Here is a 16,921-nt window from a genome sequence, read left to right on the forward strand (position 1 = left end):
GCAGGCAAGCACGCTTGCAGTAGCAATACTTTTTTTGCCTTGTTTTTTGTGTTATACTAATACTGAGCTTTAGAGCATTAATGCTGTCGGCAAAAGGTTTGTAACCGGCAGCTTAAAATATTGGAGGGTTGGATATGCAGCTTACTGCTACACATTATATCAGCCTGGCTGTGACGCTCCTGGTGACGCTGCTGCCGGGGCTTTTGGCAGCCAGAAGGGTGAAGTCTGCCGATGATTATAACGTAGGCGGCCGCAGCTCTGGCGCAGGCCTTGTCGCTGGTACGATTATCGGCACGATTGTAGGCGGCGCTGCTACCGTTGGTACGGCGCAGCTTGGCTTCAAGCTGGGGCTGACGGCTTGGTGGTTTACGCTTGGCAGCGGCATTGCGCTTTTGCTGATGGCGGCGTTTTATGCTGTGCCTTTGCGCCGCAGCTCGCTGACCACAGTAGCGGAGTATCTCGTTACGGATTACGGCAAGCCTGCGGGGTGGCTGGCGACCTTCAGCGCCTGCGCCGGCATTTTTTTCAGTATTGTAGCAAGCACGCTTACGGCGCTGCATCTCATAGCAGGCTTGTTCGGCGTACCGCTTTTGGCTGCAGCGGCAATTGTTGTTACTGTTACTTTGCTTTTAGTATTTTTTGGCGGCCTCAGCAGCAGCGGGATGGCCGGTATTTTTAAGATTGTGCTGATTTTTGCCAGCATTTTTGTCGGCGGCTTGCTGGCCTATGCCGATATGGGACATTGGCAGGGCCTGACGCAGAGCTTTGCGGCATATCCATGGTTCAGTCTTTTCGGACGCGGCGTGGAGGACGGTCTTGTCAGCCTAGGTTCGATGATTGTGGGGGTTATTTCTACGCAGACCTATGTGCAGGCGCTGTTTTCGGCGCGCGATACCAAAACTGCAGCTGTCGGCTGCTGTGCTGCCGCGCTGATAGTAATTCCCGTGGGACTGCCGTCGGTAATGATCGGTATGTTCATGCATCTGCATCATCCGGAGATAAATTCTATTGACGCACTGCCGCTGTATCTCGTTACCTATCTGCCGCAATGGCTTGGCGGTATCGGCCTGGGCGCTGTGCTGCTTTCGGCCCTGGGCTCAATCGCCGGTCTGGCGCTGGGCGTAGGTACGATGATTTCACGTGATATCGTCAGCAAAATCTGGCTGAAGGCTACGGCTGCAGGACAGCTGTGGGCAAGCCGCCTGAGCGTGCTGGCCGTTTCGGTCGCTGCGATGGTCTTCGTCTTTATGCATCTTGATTCGTCAGTGCTGGAGTGGAATTACCTGTCCATGGCGCTGCGAGGCAGCGGTATCTTTCTGCCGCTGACGTTCTGCATCTTCTTCCCGGGTAGGGTGCGTGCTTCGATGGGCGTGGCTGCTATGGGTGCAGGCATTTTTGCAGCGCTCTTCTGGAAGCATATCAGCCCGTGGGAAATCAACAGTCTGCTGCCGGCGCTCGTGTATAATCTGTTCTTTTTACTCATTGGTCTGGCATGGGGCAAGGAAGGTGAATAGAAGCGAAAAAGCTGCTTTTGCAGCAAGCGGTTTGCTTGCAAAAAGCAGCGTGATATGCTATGTTATAAGGAAGGGGAACTGCCTATACGGTGGGTTCTCCCAAGTTCTAACGCGGGAGAACCGCCCTGTTACTAGGCAAAGATTAAGGGCGGTTTTCTTATGTCTGGATTAGTAAGAAAAAAGCTGCTTTTGCGGCAAGCGGTTTGCTTGCAAAAAGCAGCGTAATATGCTATATTATAGACAAAGGACAACCGCCCACACGGTGAGTTGCCTTAGTGGAAAATTAGCTCAAGAAGCCACTCCGCCACCGGGCAATGTGTAGGAGTGGTTTTCTTATGTCTGGCTTACTTGTTATATTGAAAAATAAATTCCAGCAATGCCAGGAGAAACATGCCAAAGGCCATCAGGTCCTTGAAGTCATAGTTCTTCATAAGCATCACCTCCATTCTACAAGAGAATGTCGGCAACACCACCCTGCAACACGGTTGTCAGTGTCTTGTCTTATTGTAACATATGTTAAGAGAACATACAACGAACGAATTGTGAATTCACGGTTGTATGTTTTTTCGATTTTAGGCAGGAAATTTATCTGTAATGCTAGAATAGTTTTACATACATTTGCCGCAGATTTGCGCGGCAGCGGTCTTTTAATTTAAGGAGCAAGAGATGACAAAACGCTTTACTCATTTACATGTACATACGGAATACAGCCTGCTGGACGGCGCTTCAAAAATCCCTGAGTTGGTGGCCTATGCCAAGGAGCTGGGCATGGACAGTCTGGCGATTACCGACCACGGCGCAATGTACGGCGCAGTGGAATTTTATCAGGAGTGTACCAAAGCAGGCATTAAGCCGATTATCGGCTGTGAGGTGTATCTGGCGAAGGAATCGCATCTGGAAAAGAATAACCGTGGCATGTATCATCTGATTCTGCTGGCGGAGAACGATACAGGCTACCATAACCTGATGAAAATTGTCAGCATTGGTCAGCTGGAGGGCTTTTATTATAAGCCGCGTGTAGACAAGGACGTACTGCGTACCTATCACGAGGGAATTATTTGCCTCAGCGCCTGCGTTGCCGGTGAGGTGCCGCAGATGATTCTGCAGGATAACCTGGAGGGAGCACGCCGCTGTATTCAGGAATATATCGATATTTTCGGCAAGGAAAATTACTTTCTGGAAATCCAGGACCATGACCTTGATGAAGAGCACAAGGTAAGCGCGGAGCTGAAGCAGCTGGCGCAGGAGTTCGGTCTTGGCCTGGTGGCGACGAACGATTTGCATTACGTGCAGCAAAAGGACGCGGCGGCGCAGGATATTCTGCTGTGCATCCAGACGACGAGCACGGTAGATGAACCGGACCGTATGCGCTTCAATAACGACAGCTATTATCTGAAAAGCTATGATGAGATGGAGGCACTGTTCGGCGACTGTCCGGAGGCTTTGAGCAATACCAATAAAATTGCCGACCGCTGCAACGTAACGATGGAGTTCGGGCACCTGCTGCTGCCGGAGTTCCCGGTGCCGGAGGGCTTTGACGCTGTGAGCTATCTGCGCCACCTGTGCGAGGAGGCTTTGCCCAAACGCTACGGTGTTGTTGATGAGAAGGTGCGCAAGCGTCTGGACTTTGAGTTGGATATTATCAACACGATGGGCTACGCCTGCTACTTCCTGATTGTCTGGGATTTTATCAACTACTGTCGTAGCCATGATATTCCGGTAGGTCCTGGACGTGGCAGTGCCGCAGGCAGTATCGTGGCTTATCTGCTGCGCATAACGAATATTGAGCCTTTGCGTTATCATCTGCTGTTCGAACGCTTTCTGAATCCGGAGCGCGTCAGCATGCCTGATATTGATACCGACTTCTGCTACGTGAAGCGTAACCAGGTGCTGGATTACGTGGTGCGCCGTTACGGACAGGAGCGTGTAGCGCAGATTATTACCTTCGGCACCTTGCAGGCGCGCGCGGCAGTGCGCGACGTGGGCAAGGCGTTGGGCATGAGCTACAGTGCAGTTGATGAAATTGCCAAGCTGATTCCGCGCGAGGTGGGCATTACGCTGGAGAAGGCACTGAACGGCAGCAAGGATTTCCGTAACGCGTACGACACGCGTCCGGAGGTCAAAAAGCTGATTGACCTTGCGCAAAGCGTTGAGGGCCTGCCGCGTAACGCAGGCACACATGCCGCCGGTGTTATTATCGCACCGCATAATATGAAAAACTACGTACCGCTGCAGCAGGGCAGTGAGGGTGGCGTCATCACCCAGTACGATAAGAATAAGGTAGAAGAGCTGGGCCTGCTGAAGATGGACTTTCTGGGTCTGCGCACACTGACAGTTATCGGTGATTGTATTCGCTTTATCCGCGAAACTACGGGTGAAAAGATTGATATCGATAACATTCCGCTGGCAGATGAGGCGACCTGCGCTATGCTGCGACGTGGTGAAACGTCCTGCGTCTTCCAGCTGGAGTCGGCCGGCATCACCAAGCTGGTTGTGGACCTGGCGCCGGAAAGCTTTGAGGATCTGATTCCGCTGGTGGCACTGTACCGCCCCGGTCCTCTTGGTACCGGTATGGCAGAAGATTTTATCGCCGGTCGTCATGGGCAGCGCACAGCGAAGGTGCTGCACCCGCTGATGGAGCCGATTTTGAAGGATACCTATGGCGTTATTCTGTATCAGGAGCAGGTTATGCAGATAACATCTGCGCTGGCAGGCTTTACGCTTGGTCAGGCCGATATCCTGCGCCGCGCGATGGGCAAGAAGAAGGCCAAGGAGCTGGATTCCATGCGCCAGTCGTTTATCGACGGTGCCAAAAAGCTGCATGATATTCCGGAAGAGCTGAGCGACCAGATTTTCTCGCTCTTGCAGCACTTTGCCGGTTATGGCTTCAACAAATCGCACTCCGTTGCCTATGCGCTGGTAGCCTATGAAACTGCGTATCTGAAGGCGCATTGGCGTCCGCAGTTCTACGCCGCCTTTCTCAACAGCATTATCGGTGATGCTGATAAGGTGAGCTGGTATATCAACGTCTGCCGTAATGATAGCATCAAAATTCTGCCGCCTGATGTCAATGAGAGTGGCAACAACTTCACAGTTCAGCAGAATGACACTATACGCTTTGGTCTGGCAGGCATCAAAAATACTGGCGATACTGCTGTAGATGCTATCATCAGCGCCCGTAACGAAGGCGGTCCCTTCAAGAGCCTGGTTGATTTCTGTTGCCGCGTGAATATGCGCGTGGTCAACAAGCGTGTTATTGAAAATATAATTAAATGCGGTGCTATGGATTCCTTTGGTGCCAGACGCTCGCAGCTGCTCGCTATTTTAGAACAGGCGGTTGATTTGGGCGCTGCCTGCCAAAAAGACAAGGCCAATGGCCAACTGGGACTTTTCGGCGATGTGCAGGATTTTGGCGCAAGTGAAATTAAGCTGCCACCGCTGGATGAATTCCCTAAGCAGCTTATTCTGCAATATGAAAAGGAAATCATCGGCTTTTACGTTACTGACCATCCGCTGAGCGATTATAAAAAAATGCTGGAACGTTTTATGCCGCTGCACCAGTTTGGCGGCGATACACAGGTTGCAGACGGTCAGTTAGTGCGGGTTGCAGGCATCATTACCAACTGCACTATCAAAACAACTAAGCGCGGCGATACGATGGCTGTGCTGACGCTGGAGGATTTCAGCGGACGCTTCCCGATAATTGTCTTCCCGCAGGCCTATCGCAATAGTGTCAAGGATATTTACGAGGACAGTGTGGTAGCAATTGAAGGACGCTTCAGTGTAGACGAACGTGAAAGCAAGATTATTGCCAACAGCGTGCGCGCTCTGCCCTCTAAGCCGCCGACAGAAATATGCCTGCGCATTGAAGCGCATCTGGAAAATCCGCTGATTCAGCGTGAGCTGATGCAGCTGTTCCAGAAATATAAGGGTGATGACTGCGTATACCTGCAGCTGATGGGCTCGCGTAAGCTGATCAAGACTACGCCTAACTTCTGGGTGAACAGTGAAGCACCGGGCTTTGCCGAAGATGTTGTGAAAATTTTGGGTGATAACTGCGTAGTAAAGCGGAATTAAGTATAATCGCTTGAGCTATTTTTCATAAACTTTCATGATATACTTGCAAGTTTAAGTGCAAAAATGCTAAAATAAAGAGAAGAATGTAAAAAAGCCGGAGCAACAGCTCCTGTATAAAGCTTAAGGAGGCAGCAAATGAATATTCTCGTTTGTTTAAAACAAGTGCCGGATACGGCAAAAGTAAAATTTAACCGCGAAACCAATACCTTGGACCGTACGGGTGTAGAAAATATTATGAACCCTTATGACCGTCAGGCATTGGAGGTAGCACTGTGCCTGAAGGACAAGGAAGGTGCTAAGGTAACTGTACTGTCCATGGGCCTGCCCCAGGCAACCGATATCCTGAAGGAAGCAATCGCTATGGGCGCTGATGACGGCGTTCTGCTGAGCGACCGCGTTCTGGGCGGCAGCGATACTCTGGCAACCAGCCTGGCTCTGGCTGCTGCTGTTAAACATTTGGGCGAGTTCGACCTCGTGCTCTGCGGCAAGCAGGCAGTAGACGGCGATACCGCACAGGTTGGCCCGGAAATGGCTGAGCATCTGGGAATTCCTCAAATTACCGGCGCTCTGAGCCTGAGCTACGAAGACGGCAAATTTGTTGTGGTACGTGAAAACGAAAACTACCAGCTGACTTTGGCTTGCGCTGCACCGCTCTTAGTTACCGTAACCAAATCTGAAAAAGAGCCACGTTTTGCCAGCATTAAGGGCAAAATGAAAGCACGTAAGGCGCAGATTCCTACTCTGACTGTTGCTGACCTGGAGCTTGATCCGGCAACCGTAGGCCTGAAGGGCTCTCCGACCAAGGTTAAAAAAGCCTTCACCCCGGCTCCGCCTGAAATCAACGGCGAAATCATTACCGAAGCAGATGCTGATGCAGCAGTAGATATGCTGTTTGAAAAGCTGGTTAAGGCAGAGGTTATTACCCGCTAAGGCGAACCATGCTGATAAAAGTAAACAGGCAGCTTTGCTGTGGCTGTGAGGAATGTGTGGCAGTATGCCCGATGGGGGCTATTGCGCTGCACGAGGGCAGGGCGCAGATTGATATGCAGCAGTGTGTCTGCTGTGGTGCCTGCATCCGCGAATGTTCCATGGAGGCCATAGCTATTGCCGAAAATGACAATACTGAAGATAACGAATAGGAGTGTGTAAATATGTGGGTTATTGCTGAACAGGAAAATGGTCAGCTGATGAATGTTACCTTTGAGCTGTTGGGCGCTGCCAAAGAGCTGTGTGCCAAGCTGGAGGAAAAATGCTGTGCGGTACTGGTGACCGCTGCTGCTGGCGAGCTGCCGCAGCAGCTGATTGCTGCCGGTGCTGACGTTGTTTATGTTATTGAGGATGCTAAATATGCAGATTACGATACCGAGTTATATACCGATGCTATCTGCCAGCTGTCCAAGAAATATGATCCGGCTTCTATTATGTTCGGTGCTACCGATGACGGTCGTGACCTGGCTCCGCGTGTTGCAGCACGTCTGCATACCGGCCTGTGCGCTGACTGTACCGCTCTGGATGTAACCGATGACAAGCTCGTTGCCTGGACTCGTCCCGCACTGGGCGGCAATATCTGCGCTACCATCATCTGCGACGTTAACCGTCCGCAAATGGGTACCGTTCGTCCTAAAGTATTCAAACCGGCTGAATTGGATAACACCCGCACCGGTGAGGTTATTGCCTTCACTCCGGAAGCAGGCGCTGTAAGCCGTGTTGAACTGGTTAAAAAAGAGGCTCTGAGCAGCGAAAATGCTGTGAAGATTGATGAAGCCGATATGATCGCAGCAGGCGGCCGTGGCTTTGGCAGCAAGGAGAAATTCGACGTGCTGGAACAGCTGGCTGCTCTCTTTGAAAATTCCGCAGTAGCAGGCACCCGTGCCGCTATTGATGAGGGCTGGCTGACTCATTCCCAACAGGTTGGCCAATCCGGTAAATCCGTTACTCCGCATATCTACTTTGCCTGCGGCATCAGCGGTGCAATCCAGCATCTGTCCGGCATGAAGGACAGCGATATCATCATCGCTATCAACAAGGATGCAGAGGCACCGATTTTCACCGTTGCTCATTATGGCATCGTAGGTGATGTAAACGTAATCCTGCCGAAGCTGATTGAAAAAATCAAAGCTTACAAGGCATAATCCAATTACCTGATTTACAGGAGGCATTCTAGTATGTGGAAAACAATTTATATTGCCCACACTGAGGAACAAGCCAAAAAAATAAAGCAAATGCTGACGGAAAACGGCTTTTTGGTACAGCTGAAAAGTGCCGGAGGCAAGCATAATAAGGCTTATGAAATCTGTCTGCCGGTTTCGGAGGCAGAGGATGCCTATGAGGTTTTGTGTGAGAATAAGTTTCAGTACTGAGGAGGCGCAGTCCTGATGAAGAAAACGAAGATTATCTGTACAGTAGGTCCAAGCACGGACAACGTAGAGCTGCTGCGTAAGATGATGCTTGCAGGCATGGACTTGGCACGCTTCAACTTTTCGCACGGTAATCATGAGGACCATGGCAAAAGGCTGCAGCTGGTGCGCCGAGCAGCAGAAGAGGCCGGTAAGGTAATCGCTACGATTGCCGATACCAAGGGCCCGGAAATGCGTTTGGGCATGTTTGCCGAAAGTAAAATCGAGCTGAACGAGGGCGATGATTTCTGCCTGACTACCGAGGATTATCTGGGCGACCGCCATATGGCACACGTTAATTATGCCGGTCTGCCGCAGGAGGTAGAAATCGGCAGCAATATTCTGCTGGCCGACGGACTACTTTCCCTAAAGGTTGTACGCATTGACGGCTGCAGAATTTATACCAAGGTAGTCAACGGCGGTGAGCTGAGCTCGCGTAAGCGTGTGGCCTGCCCCGGAATTGAGCTGAAGCTGCCATTCTTGTCGGAGCAGGACAGGGCAGATATTCTTTTTGCTGTCGAGCATGATATGGATTATATTGCGGCATCTTTTGTGCAGAAGGCCGATGATGTTATCGCTATCCGTAAAGTGCTTGAGGAAGCAGGCTCTTCTATCGGGATTATTTCCAAAATCGAGAATGAGGCCGGTGTGCAGCATATCGATGAGATTATCGGCGTATCTGACGGCATTATGGTTGCCAGAGGCGACCTGGGCGTAGAGATTCCGACCGAGGATGTACCGCTGGTACAGAAGGATATTATCGCGCGCTGCAACAAGGCAGGCAAGCCTGTTGTCACCGCTACGCAGATGCTCGAGAGCATGATTAACAGCTATCGTGCAACACGTGCCGAGGCCAGCGACGTTGCCAACTCTATTTTCGACGGCAGCGATGTTATTATGCTGAGCGGCGAAACTGCCAGCGGCAAATATCCGCTGGAGGCAGTGCAGACGATGGCCAAGATTGCTGTGCGCACGGAAAACGCGCTTGATTATGTGCATATTTTCCAGAAGAAGGGCATCAGCGAGCGCATCCATTCCACCGATGCCATCAGCCATGCTACTGTACAGATTGCCCAGGAGATCAAGGCAGATACTATTCTTACGATTACGGAATCAGGCTTTACTGCGCGCATGATTGCCAAATATAAGCCTCAGTGTACTGTTGTTGCTGTATCACGCCTGCCGGAGCGCGTGCGTGCAATGCAGCTTTATTGGGGTGTGCTGCCGCTTTTGGGGCCATACTCCACAAATACTGACGAAATGATTGAGCTGTCTTTGCAGTGTGCTTTGCATCACTCTGTAATCAAGGACGGCGCATCTGTTGTTATAACTGCCGGTGTACCTATCGGTACTCCGGGCAGTACTAATCTGATTAAGGTGGTTACAGTGGGTACCAAGCTGCTCAGCGGCACCGGTATCGGCAGCAATACTGTCACCGGACGCATTTGTGTAGGCCGGACTGCGGCAGACTTCACGGACAAGCTGCAGAAGGGCGATGTCCTTGTAGTTGATGTGCTTAATGACGAGTTTGTACCGCAGGCTGCTGCCAAGGCAGCAGCGATTATCGCTGAAGAGGGCGGGCTGACATCTTCTACCGCCATTGTTGCCGTAACCTGTGGCCTGCCTGTTATCGTAGGCGCGGAAAAGGCAACGTCCAAGCTGGCTGATGGCCTGTTGGTGACGGTGGATCCTGTTTCCGGCGACGTTTACGAAGGCGATATTAACCTGTAGGAATATGGTAGCAGAACTTATTTTAGAAACATGTGTTGCTCTGCGCGAAGGCAGAGAAGAAAACGCCTGCACAGCTTTTTCGGGTATTATTGCTGAAGCAGCAGATAACGAAGCATTACAAGCAATCAGCTGCTGTCTGCTGGTGGCCTTACGCCACCGGCAACGGCAGCTTTTTGCGGCCTGGATGCAGGCAAGCAGGCTGCGCCTGGAGCAGTTGCTGGTTAATCCGCAGTTGGCTAGGCAGGGCGGCAGCGTTTTGCTGCAGCTGGCCTTTGCTGTGTGTGACAGGCGTTTGAGCGAGGAGCACGCCGCGCTCGCGCTGCTGGCGCGGCGCTGGCTGCGGATGCACGCCGGTGATACGGCGCTGCTGCAGGAGTTTATGGCTGAATGGCTCAACCTGGCGGCGCGTATGGCACGCAGGCGGTGGCGCGATGAGACAGCGTTTTTGCTGCGTGAGGCCGGGCGCTGGCTGCTAAAGCAGCAGGATCTGCAATGGTGGACGTGGAGCCTGCAGCAGCTGCAGCTGCACTTTGTTGTCTATGCACGCTGGGATGGCTTTGATAAGGCCTGCAGAATGTACAGGGAGCTGACGCTTCTGTATCGCCTGCTGCTGCGGCGCGTGCCCATGGCACAGCCTGAGCAGCAGACAGCGCTTTTGCAGCTGCTTTTGCGTCATCTGCGCGATGTAACAACTAACGTATCGCGCTCAGCGATGCTGGACGATGCTGACATCTTCCGCCAATGGTACAGCTTTTGGTGGCAGCTTACTGCCGAAGACAAGAGCGCCAGGGAAGAGCTGCTGCGACTGCTGCAGCTTGCTATAACCTATTGGCAGCAGACCATGCCAAAAACGAGCCGCAAGCAGATAGCACTGCTCAAGGATTTGCTGCAGCCAAATCTGATTGTCGGCGAATATGCTTTGTTATTACAAAAAATAATCTAAATATAGACAGCAGATACATACTGTGATAGCAGAAAGTACGCTGCTGTAATAATCCTGAAGACAGGAGGTTGTAAATATGTCAAAGATTGTCGTAGTAGGTAGCTGTAATATTGATATTACCGTGGAATGTGACCGCTGGGTGCACCCCGGAGAAACTATTTTCGGCAACCGCCTGACCGTTTCCCCCGGCGGTAAGGGTGCCAACCAGGCTGTTGCTGCTGCCCGTCTGGGAGCAGATGTTATGATGGTTGGCTGCATCGGTGATGACGTATATGGTCAACTGGTGCTGAAGGCTTTGAAGGAGAACAATGTTGATTCCACCTATGTGAAGGTACTGCCGGGTGAAAACAGCGGTACTGCTCACATTACTGTTGCAGAGGACGATAACACGATTATCGTTATCAAGGCAGCGAATGACCTAGTATCCCCTGAGCTGATTGATGAAGCATGGGAAGATATCAGCAAGGCAGATATGGTGCTGCTGCAGCACGAAATTCCTGCTGCCACCAATGCCTATGTTATTGAAAAATGCGCAGCGCACGGCGTGCCGGTGTTGCTGAATCCTGCGCCTGTTGCTCCGGTGCCGCAGGCTTTGCTGGATAAGATTACTTATCTGACTCCCAACGAGCATGAGGCAGCAACACTGTTTGCCGGTAAGGGCAAGGCGGATATCCTTGACCAGAACCAGGGCAAGGTAATTATGACGCTGGGCAGCAAGGGTGTTGCCTATGCGGAAAAGGGACAGGTTATTACTGTTCCCGGCTTTAAGGTAAAGCCGGTTGATACTACGGGTGCAGGCGACACCTTTAACGGTGCCTTTGCTGTTGCCCGTGCAAATGGCAAATCCATGCAGGAAAGCATCAGCTTTGCCAATGCTGCCGCAGCTCTTTCAGTGCAAAAGCTGGGAGCGCAGGGCGGTATGCCTTATTTACATGAAGTAGAGGAGATGCTTAAATAATGCAAAAGGGTGGAATGTTAAACAGCTCTATTGCGAAGGTGCTGGCTGATTTGGGCCACACCGACACTATCGTTATCGGTGACTGCGGTCTGCCTGTGCCTGCAGGCGTGCAGAAAATCGACCTGGCTCTGAAGCCGGGAACTCTTTCCTTCCTGGAGGTTGTTGAAGAAGTAGCCAAGAATATGGTTATCGAAAAGGTAGAAATTGCAGCGGAAATGGAAGGCAGAAATCCTGCTGTCTACGGCGCTATGAAGCAGCTTTTCACTGAAGAGCAGTGGATTATCGATGCAGATCACGAAGCCTTCAAGGAGGCAACCAAGCATGCAAAATGCATTATCCGCACCGGCGAAATTACTCCTTTTGCCAATGTGATTCTGCACAGCAATGTTTTCTTTTAAAAATTAGCGTAAGGTAGGAATAAGGAAAAGTATGGAGATTGAATTAAGAAATATCCATAAGGCCTTTGGTTCTAATGAGGTGCTCAAGGGTGTTGACCTGAAGCTTAAAAGCGGTGAGGTACACGCTCTGATGGGTGAAAACGGTGCCGGCAAATCAACACTGATGAATATTCTGACGGGTATTCACAAGCAGGATAAGGGACAGATTTTTGTCGACGGCAAGGAAATCAGCTTCAAAAATCCTCTGGAGGCAGAAGCTTACGGCATCGCCTTCATCCATCAGGAGCTGAATATATGGCCGAACATGAGCATTCTGGAAAACCTGTTTTTGATGCACAGCGTAACCAACGGCATGGGTATCCTGGATTTTAAGGCTATGCGTGCTATGGCAGAGCAGAAATGCCGTGAAATTGAAATTGAGCTGCCACTGGATATGGAAGCCGGCGAATGCTCGGTAGGACAGCAGCAGATGACGGAAATCGTCCGTAACCTTCTGCTGGATGCCAAGGTTGTTATTATGGACGAGCCTACGGCGGCGCTGACCGAAAGAGAAACAGAAAAGCTCTTTGAGGTTATGCGCTCCTTGAAAAAACGCGGTGTAGCAATGGTGTATATTTCGCACCGTATGGAAGAGGTTACACAGAACTGCGACACGATTACCGTTATGCGTGACGGCGTATCCGTTGCAACCAAGCCTGTTAAGGAATACAGCATGGAGCAGATTGTCCGCGATATGGTAGGACGCTCCATTACGGAATTTTATCCCGGCCGCCGCAATAAGCCGGGCGAGGTGCTGCTGGAGGTTAAGCACTTTGAGCAGCCGGGTGTTTTCCATGATATTAACTTTAACCTGCGCAAGGGCGAGATTTTGGGCTTTGCCGGCCTCATGGGCAGCGGCCGTACCGAAATCATGCGCGCTGTTTTCGGCGTAGATCCTCATGCAGGCGGCGAGCTGGTTTTCAAGGGCGAGCCTTTGAAGATTACTAAGCCTGAGGATGCTATTAAGGCGGGTATGGGCTTTGTAACCGAAAACCGCAAAACAGAGGGTCTGATTCTGGATTTTTCCATTTTGCGCAACATTGCTTTGCCAAGTGTTGACAGCTTTGCCAAAAGCGGTGTCATCAATTTTAATGTTCTTAATAATTTTGCCGATAAAATGGCAGCAAAGCTGGGCGTAAAGACCAGCAGCCTGGACCTTGAGGCCGGTGCGTTGTCCGGCGGTAACCAGCAGAAGGTGGTTATTGCCAAATGGGTTGGCATGCACCCGGAGGTCATTATTATGGATGAGCCTACCCGTGGTATCGACGTAGGTGCAAAACGCGATATATATGAGCTGATGAACGAGCTTACTGCAAGTGGTGTTTCGATTATTATGGTTTCCTCGGAGCTGCCGGAGGTACTGGGCATGAGCGACCGCATCGTCGTTGTCCACGAAGGCCGCATTGCCGGCGAGCTGCTGCATGATGAAGCAGACCAGGAAAAAATTATGACACTTGCAACGGGAGGGCAATAAAAATAATGGATGTAAAAGCAATCTTGAAAAAATCCGGTTCCATAATCGGACTTGTTGTGTTGTTTGTGGTTATTTCCTGCCTCAACAGCAGCTTTATCGACCCCAGCAACCTGAAAAACCTGCTGCGTCAGGTTTCTATCAATGCCTTAATTTCCTTTGGCATGACCTTTGTTATCTTAACCGGCGGGATTGATTTGTCCGTCGGCAGTATTCTGGCGCTTTCCAGTGCACTCATGGGCAGCTTTATCAAGGGCGGTATGGATCCTGTATTCGGTATCGTGCTGGCCTGCCTCATCGGTGCTGCACTGGGCAGTGTCAACGGCCTGGTAATTACCTACGGCAAGGTGGCGCCCTTTATCGCAACCCTGGCGACCATGACCATTTTCCGTGGTCTGACACTGGTATATACCAACGGCAACCCTATCAGCAGCCTGTCTGAGGATGACCGCTTCCTTGAATTCGGCCAGGGCTATGTTGCTGGTCTGCCGGTTCCTGCCATTATGATGCTGATTATGTTTTTCATTTTGTGGTTCATCCTGCACAAAACTCCGCTGGGACGCAAAACCTATGCTGTCGGCGGCAATGAGAAGGTTTCCTTCATCGCAGGTATTAAAATCAACCGCATTAAAATATTTGCTTATACCGTAACAGGTTTCCTCTGCGGTATGGCAGGCGCAATCCTTACCAGCCGTCTGAACAGTGCTCAGCCTACTGCCGGCACCGGCTATGAGCTGGATGCTATCGCAGCTGTAGTACTCGGCGGCACCAGTCTTTCCGGCGGTAAGGGCCGCATCTTCGGTACCATTATCGGTGCGCTGATTATCGGTACGCTGAACAATGGTCTGAATATCTTAAACGTATCCAGCTTTTACCAACAAGTTGTCAAAGGTATTGTAATTTTGCTGGCTGTGCTGATGGACAGAAAGAAAAACTAAGCGTGATGCGGACGTAAAGCACCGTTCGGTGCTTTTCAGCCGCAGCCTGCTTAATGCAAGTTTTTGTCCGCATAGTAATTTCTAATTCCGGGAGGTATTTTCTCACATGAAAAAAATTTTATTGGTATTAACCTGCATTGTAGCAATGGCTATGATGATTGTCGGCTGCGGCGGCAGCGACAAGAAGGATGCTGCAAAAGGCAACGACAAGAAAATCACCGTTGGCTTCTCCGTATCCACTCAAAACAATCCGTTCTTCGTTTCTCTGGCTAAAGGCGTAGAAGCTAAGGCTAAGGAGCTGGGCGTAACCGTAAAGGTTGTTGACGCTCAGAACGATCCTGCAAAGCAGGCTAATGATATTGCTGACCTGCTGCAGCAAAACATCAGCGTTCTGCTGGTTAACCCTGTTGACTCTGATGCAATTTCTACATCCGTAAAGGCTGCCAACAAGGCTAACATCCCTGTTATCTGCCTTGACCGCAGCGCTAACCAGGGCGATGTAGCATGCCTGGTTGCTTCCGATAACGTAAAGGGCGGCGAAATGGCTGCTGATTACATTATCAAAAAGCTGGGCGAAAAGGTTAAGGTTGCTGAGCTGGAGGGTATCCCCGGTGCCAGTGCTTCCCGTGAACGCGGCGAAGGCTTCCACAAGCTGGCTGACAGCAAGCTGACCGTTGTTGCTAAACAGACTGCTGAATTTGACCGCAGCAAGGGTCTGACTGTAGCAGAAAACATGCTGCAGGCTAACCCGGACATCAAAGCTATTTTCGCTCAGAACGACGAAATGGCTTTGGGTGCAATCGAAGCTGCTAAGAGTGCTGGCAAGCAAATCTTCATCGTTGGCTTTGACGGCACTGCTGACGGCGTAAAGGCTGTAGAAAGCGGCGCTATGAGCGCTACTATCGCTCAACAGCCGGAAATCATGGGCCAGCAAGGTCTGGAAGTAGCTGTTAAGGCTGCTAAAGGCGAAAAAGTAGAAGCTAAGATTTCTGCTCCGCTGAAGCTCATCGAAAAGAAATAATAGCCGCTTAATTTATATTAACCTGACAACTTGAAGCAATAATGCCTCTGCGCGTTCGCGTGGGGGCATTTTGTTTTTTGGAGGCGGTGGGGCGTGAGGATTTGAGGGGCGTCTGTGATGTGTTGGCGCTGGTGTATTGGTTTGGTGTCTTTAGATACTAATGGCTTTTTTTTATCGCATTTGTCAGACAAGAAAAAATACTTTTCAAAAAGTTCACAAAATCGATTTTTCCCTTGTCTGACATTTGGGCATTTTTTTGCCATTAGTAAAGTGAATCTTCTTTTTTCTATCTTCCTTTTTTTAAGCCTATAAAGCAAAAAATCCTGCCGGTGGCATCAAGCTGAAATATCTTATCAACGCCCGTCAGGATATCAAAAATGTTGTGGATACGGAGATAGTACCGCTGCTGAACTTCTGATGCAGGCGCATGTAGCGGAGCGTTCTGCCGATTGTATATAATTACGTTGGACTGGCAATGCACGCAGGGGAGCGGAAGGCAAAGCAAATGCTTTGCCGGTAGCGATTGCACTTCGCATAGCACGCAAAATACAGTAAAGGCGTTCTACTTAAGTACGGTAGAACGCCTTTACTGTTTAAAGTTCGTATCGAGTTTCAAGTAACTGATTTCATCGTCAATCTGCTTGGTGAAATCAGTGTTAGAGTGGTTAAGCTTCTTCCTTCAGCTTTTCCACATCAGCGAGAGATAAATTTGTCAGCTCCGCAATATCCTGCAGAGAATAGCAGCCCTTAGACAGCATGCGTTTAGCAGTAGCAAGGTTGGCATTGTTTTCACCTTTAGCCATGCCTATAGCTTCGCCTTCAACAAGGCCTACGTTTTTGCCTTCAGCAAAGCCGATGTCCTTGCCTTCAGCAATACCTTCGCGCCGTTCATCCAACAAACGAGCTTCCATAAGCATAAATTCTCGCCTCACTTTCGTATCAAGTTTCAAGTAACTAATTTCATCGTCAATCTGCTTAGTAAAATCAGTAGTTACAATGTGATTATTGACATAATCATAGAAGCTTTTAAGATCCTTGGAGATTTCGCCATGCGTACCCTGAGTGTTTAAAAGCATCGTAGTTGTTTCATCCGGAAGCTCCAGCTCCAAATCCTCCAGGCAGCGCTTTTTAAAGGTGTAGACATATTTACCTTTTTCAAAGAAATCAAAAATGCAGATGAATATGATGTAGGTCGGCGGCAGCAGGTCATAAGGCTGGCCAGCCTGCAGCAAATCAAAATCAAGCAGCGCCTGATAATAGCGCGAGCGTTTGGGCAGGACAAAGGCTTTGGTTTGGGGATTCTTTTTGTTTTTTACCTGCATTTCCAGATTATAATGTGTATTCTTGTCATCTGCTACGATGATATCCAGGCGGATGCCGTGGCTTGTGTAGTTAGGATCAATAGTTTTTTCTGCCTCAATGTAGTTGATGTCTG

General features: G+C 50.3%; 14 protein-coding genes. 13 read left to right on the forward strand and 1 reads right to left on the reverse strand.

The genetic code is table 11. The features are described from left to right. Positions 1–134 precede the first annotated feature (134 nt). From Q0612_RS08680 to rbsB, 13 genes are all read left to right on the forward strand, one after another. Positions 135–1,514, forward strand: a complete 1,380-nt coding sequence (locus Q0612_RS08680) for a sodium:solute symporter (RefSeq protein ID WP_298883471.1) — start codon at positions 135–137, stop codon at positions 1,512–1,514. Between the two features lie 666 nt (positions 1,515–2,180). Next, positions 2,181–5,591 (forward strand): DNA polymerase III subunit alpha, encoded by a 3,411-nt coding sequence (locus Q0612_RS08685; protein ID WP_298883474.1) that lies wholly within the window; start codon positions 2,181–2,183, stop codon positions 5,589–5,591. A 135-nt stretch (positions 5,592–5,726) separates the two neighbouring features. Then, entirely contained in the window at positions 5,727–6,521 is a 795-nt protein-coding gene (locus Q0612_RS08690; protein ID WP_298883477.1) for an electron transfer flavoprotein subunit beta/FixA family protein, read from the forward strand. Between the two features lie 8 nt (positions 6,522–6,529). Further along, positions 6,530–6,730, forward strand: a complete 201-nt coding sequence (locus Q0612_RS08695) for a 4Fe-4S dicluster domain-containing protein (RefSeq protein ID WP_298883480.1) — start codon at positions 6,530–6,532, stop codon at positions 6,728–6,730. A 12-nt stretch (positions 6,731–6,742) separates the two neighbouring features. Continuing rightward, a complete protein-coding gene (locus tag Q0612_RS08700; protein WP_293691339.1) occupies positions 6,743–7,723 on the forward strand; it encodes an electron transfer flavoprotein subunit alpha/FixB family protein in 981 nt (326 codons plus the stop codon). 33 nt (positions 7,724–7,756) lie between these two features. Beyond that, the gene (locus Q0612_RS08705) at positions 7,757–7,951 is read left to right on the forward strand and encodes a glutamate decarboxylase (protein ID WP_210684592.1); all 195 of its coding nucleotides are present in this window, start codon (positions 7,757–7,759) and stop codon (positions 7,949–7,951) included. A 15-nt stretch (positions 7,952–7,966) separates the two neighbouring features. After that, complete coding sequence (pyk, locus tag Q0612_RS08710; RefSeq protein WP_298883484.1) at positions 7,967–9,718, forward strand: pyruvate kinase; 1,752 nt, start codon at positions 7,967–7,969, stop codon at positions 9,716–9,718. A 4-nt stretch (positions 9,719–9,722) separates the two neighbouring features. Beyond that, positions 9,723–10,661 (forward strand): hypothetical protein, encoded by a 939-nt coding sequence (locus Q0612_RS08715; protein ID WP_298883486.1) that lies wholly within the window; start codon positions 9,723–9,725, stop codon positions 10,659–10,661. 76 nt (positions 10,662–10,737) lie between these two features. Next, positions 10,738–11,619, forward strand: a complete 882-nt coding sequence (gene rbsK / locus Q0612_RS08720; RefSeq protein ID WP_293691331.1) for a ribokinase — start codon at positions 10,738–10,740, stop codon at positions 11,617–11,619. Further along, complete coding sequence (rbsD, locus tag Q0612_RS08725; protein WP_298883490.1) at positions 11,619–12,017, forward strand: D-ribose pyranase; 399 nt, start codon at positions 11,619–11,621, stop codon at positions 12,015–12,017. The genes rbsK and rbsD overlap by 1 nt, the downstream gene beginning before the upstream one ends. Before the next feature lie 31 nt (positions 12,018–12,048). After that, the gene (locus Q0612_RS08730) at positions 12,049–13,530 is read left to right on the forward strand and encodes a sugar ABC transporter ATP-binding protein (RefSeq protein ID WP_298883494.1); all 1,482 of its coding nucleotides are present in this window, start codon (positions 12,049–12,051) and stop codon (positions 13,528–13,530) included. Between the two features lie 5 nt (positions 13,531–13,535). Further along, positions 13,536–14,465 carry an ABC transporter permease gene (locus tag Q0612_RS08735; RefSeq protein ID WP_293725177.1) on the forward strand — a complete coding sequence of 310 codons (930 nt, stop codon included), beginning with the start codon at positions 13,536–13,538 and terminating at the stop codon, positions 14,463–14,465. A 106-nt stretch (positions 14,466–14,571) separates the two neighbouring features. After that, the gene (rbsB, locus tag Q0612_RS08740; RefSeq protein ID WP_009146332.1) at positions 14,572–15,486 is read left to right on the forward strand and encodes a ribose ABC transporter substrate-binding protein RbsB; all 915 of its coding nucleotides are present in this window, start codon (positions 14,572–14,574) and stop codon (positions 15,484–15,486) included. 665 nt (positions 15,487–16,151) lie between these two features. Here the strand turns inward: rbsB and Q0612_RS08745 are convergent. Beyond that, the coding region (locus tag Q0612_RS08745) for an Rpn family recombination-promoting nuclease/putative transposase (RefSeq protein WP_298883506.1) at positions 16,152–16,921 on the reverse strand (770 nt) is incomplete at its 5' end.

The sequence above is a fragment of the uncultured Phascolarctobacterium sp. genome (assembly GCF_937920985.1).
GTDB lineage: Bacteria > Bacillota > Negativicutes > Acidaminococcales > Acidaminococcaceae > Phascolarctobacterium_A.